This is a genomic window from Streptomyces sp. FH025, from assembly GCF_017427025.1.
In the GTDB taxonomy this organism is placed as follows: domain Bacteria; phylum Actinomycetota; class Actinomycetes; order Streptomycetales; family Streptomycetaceae; genus Kitasatospora.
Genome location: NZ_JAFLNG010000811.1, coordinates 1 through 3,091 on the forward strand (window position 1 = coordinate 1; position 3,091 = coordinate 3,091).

Annotated in this window: 3 protein-coding genes and 1 pseudogene; 1 reads left to right on the top strand and 3 read right to left on the bottom strand. The window is 75.1% G+C overall.

Translation table 11 applies throughout. The features are described 5' to 3' along the window. The 3 genes and pseudogenes from J0670_RS34210 to J0670_RS34220 form a co-directional block, all read right to left on the bottom strand. Positions 1-194: pseudogene (locus tag J0670_RS34210) on the bottom strand (hypothetical protein); the annotation flags it as partial. Positions 195-390: 196 nt separating this feature from the next. Continuing rightward, positions 391-1,509: a helix-turn-helix domain-containing protein gene (locus tag J0670_RS34215; protein WP_307806817.1), complete on the bottom strand. Its 1,119-nt coding sequence runs from the start codon at positions 1,507-1,509 to the stop codon at positions 391-393. A gap of 48 nt (positions 1,510-1,557) precedes the next feature. Further along, the gene (locus tag J0670_RS34220) at positions 1,558-2,343 is read right to left on the bottom strand and encodes a GntR family transcriptional regulator (RefSeq protein ID WP_207816250.1); all 786 of its coding nucleotides are present in this window, start codon (positions 2,341-2,343) and stop codon (positions 1,558-1,560) included. Between the two features lie 172 nt (positions 2,344-2,515). On the opposite strand from J0670_RS34220, the gene J0670_RS34225 reads away from it, so the two are divergent. Then, positions 2,516-3,091 (top strand): tyrosine-protein phosphatase (locus J0670_RS34225; RefSeq protein ID WP_207816252.1); only part of this gene is annotated, 576 nt, incomplete at its 3' end.

Below are 3,091 nucleotides of genomic sequence, written 5' to 3' on the forward strand. Positions count from 1 at the left end.
CCCACCGGACCCACATGTCCGACGTGCCCGGCACCCATGTGGTGCCCGACGCCATGCCCCCCGTGCATGGCGTCGAACCCCAGACCGCCGATCAGCATCAGCAGCCAGTACCCGACGACCACCACCAGCGCGAAGCTGAACAGCGCCGTCGGAAAGGCCAGCGCGGCTGCGAAGAATCCCCCCGTCCCGGCCACGCTCCCCCGCCCTTCCTCCGGCGCCGCGCATCGGCGCCGGGGAGATCATGGCAGTGGAGGAGGCGTCCGCACATTGCCAGGATCCGGCAATCTTTACGCCCCTTTGACACCCTGGAACGCGCGCCGCCCGTGACACTGCAACAGCCGGGCAACAGGACGGATCCGAGCAGGTCAGGGCAGGTTTACCGAAGCTGGGTCAGAGCGGCTGCTCCGGCCAGTTCAGCAGCCGGGCCCCCATGGCCGCCGTCTCCAGGGTGAAGCGCTGCAACGCGTCCGAGGGGTCGTACCCCGTGAGCGCCTTGATCCGCTCCAGCCGGTAGCTCAGCGTGCGCACGCTCAGTCCCAGCCGGCGCGCCGCCTCCGCGTTCACGTACGCCGCCTCCGCCTGCACCGCGATGGTGTCCAGCAGCGGACGGGCGCCGCCGCGCGCCTCGCTCAGCGGGCCGAGCACGCTGCGCACCAGGTCGGCCATCGCCGCCCGGTCGCGCATCAGCACCGGGAAGACCAGCAGCTCCTCGGCCTTCAGCTGCTGTGCGGGCAGGCCCAGCCGCTGCGCGTAGTCCAGCGCGCCCAGAGCCTCCTCGTAGCTGCGCAGCACCCCGCTCGCCCCCGAGTGCCGGCGGCCGGTCGCCACCCGCAGCACCGGGCGGTAGCCGGCCCCGGGTCGCAGGGTGAGCTCCGCGAAGGCCTCCAGCACGGCCCGCTCGGAGTCGGGCGCGATGCACACCAGCCGGCCGTCCTTGCTGGCCAGCAGGACGTCCCGCTCGCCGAACCGCCCGGCCAGCTCCCGCTCCACCCGGTGCACCAGCGGGTGCACGTCCGCGAACGGCTCGTCGCCCACCGCGACGGCCACCGTGTACGCGCCCGCCAGCCGCAGCCCGAACCGCTCCGCGCGCTCCGCGAGCAGGCCGAGGTCGCTGCGGCCGAACAGCAGGTCGTCGATGAACTCCCGCCTGGCGGCCTCCTCCTGACGGACCGCCAGGCGCTGCGCCCGCTCGTGCCCCTCGCCGAGCGCGGCCAGTGCGGCGTCGGTCGCGGCCAGCACGGCGTCGCCCATCCGGCGCAGCTCGCCGACGCTGCTCGCGGCGGTCGTCCCGGGCAGCGTCTGCCAGGCCCGTCGGGCCGCCGCCAGGCACTGCGAGACCACCTCGCGCAGCCCGTAGCCGGCCTCGGCGCACTGCTCACCGAGCCGGCGCAGACCCTCCAGCTCGTCGCGGCGCAGCAGCCGCCCGGTGCGGGAGACGTCGGAGAGCAGCGCGAGGTAGGCCTCGGCCAGCTCGGTGGGTATGTCGCAGTCGTCGTTCGCCTCGGTCACCGTGTCCTGCCAAACCCTGTGCGGCCTGATTTTCGGCGGTGAACGTTATCAGGATCCTGACGGCCCGGAGCCTTGCGGCGGGTGCTCGCGGAAGTGCAGGACGAAGCGCGCGCTGCTGCCGTCGATCCGTCGCCGGACGTACAGCAGCGGGGCGCCGTCCGGGGTGCAGCTGACGCCCTCGCGCACCAGCAGCGGGGTGCCCACCGGGACGCCCAGCAGCTCGGCGTCCGCGAGGTCCGCGCCGATCGCGCCGAAGGCCCGCCAGTCGTACTCCAGCTCCACCCCGGCGGCCCTGGCGAGGTCCAGTACCAGGTTCCCGGCGTGGCCGGGCCGGGTCAGCTCGGCCGGCAGCGGCCCGAAGGGCACCCAGTAGCTGCACGCCGCCCGGGCCCGGCCGCCCAGGCGGATCACCGAGTCCACCCGGGACAGCTCCCCGGGGGTGCGGCCCAGTTGCCGGGCGGCCTCCTCGTCCTCGGCCGAGCCGGTCACCGGCGGGGCGGCGACGACGAACTCGCCGTCCTCCGTCCCGTCCGGCAGCGCCGCGTGCACGCTGCCGAGGTCGAAGCGCTGGCTGCGCGGGTCCACCGCGATCGAGACGCGGACGGCCGGCGGGCGGACGAAGGTGCCCACGCCCCGGCGGATCTCCACCACGGCGGCCCGCTCCAGCTCCGCGACGGCCTGGCGCACGGTCAGCCGGTGCACGCCGAACTCGGCGCTCAGCTCGGGCTCGCTCGGCAGCCGCGCGCCGGCCGGGTAGGTGCCGGCGTCGATCCGCTCCTGGAGCTGCCGGGCCAGCCGGCGGTACAGCGGGGTGTTCGGGGTGTTCGTCGCCACGGCCCCGATCCTACGAAGCCCGGCGGCGCCTCCGGGTCGCCGTGGCGGGCCGACGGCGGTGGGATGGGAGAGGCGCCCGGTGGGCGGCGGCTTGCCCGGCACCCCGGTGAGGGGTTAGACATCTAGATGTCTTCTCACCTCGTCGTGCGGCTCCACCCGAAAGGCCCCTCGCATGCCCCTGGTCAACTTCCGCGACCCCGCCGTCCTCAGCGACCCCGAGGGCCTGCGGATCCGCCCCGGCGTGCTCTACCGCTCCGCCCAGCCCTTCCCGGCGGCCGACGAGGCCACCGTCGCCCAGCTGCGCGGCTGCGACATCCGCACCATCGTCGACCTGCGCGACCCGCGCGAGACCCACCCCGCGGACTGGGCCGCCGCCGAGGCCGCCGGCATAACCGTGGTCGCCGCCCCGGTGAACCCCGCCACCGACACCCTCACCGCCCGCATGGCGACCATGACCACCGCCGCCGACCTCGGCGAGTTCTACCTGCTGCTCGCCGAGTCCGCCCCCGAGGCCGTCGTCACCGCCGTCGAAGCCACCACCCGCCCCGGCGCCGCTCTGCTGCACTGCGCCGCCGGCAAGGACCGCACCGGCCTGCTGACCGCCCTCCTGCTGGACCTCCTCGGCGTCCCCTCCGAGCGCATCGTCGCCGACTACGCCCGCACCGCCGACGCCCTCCCGCAGGTCTTCGCCGGCCTCGCCGAACGCCACCGCACCGCCCTCAACGACCAGCGCCCCACCCGCGTCACC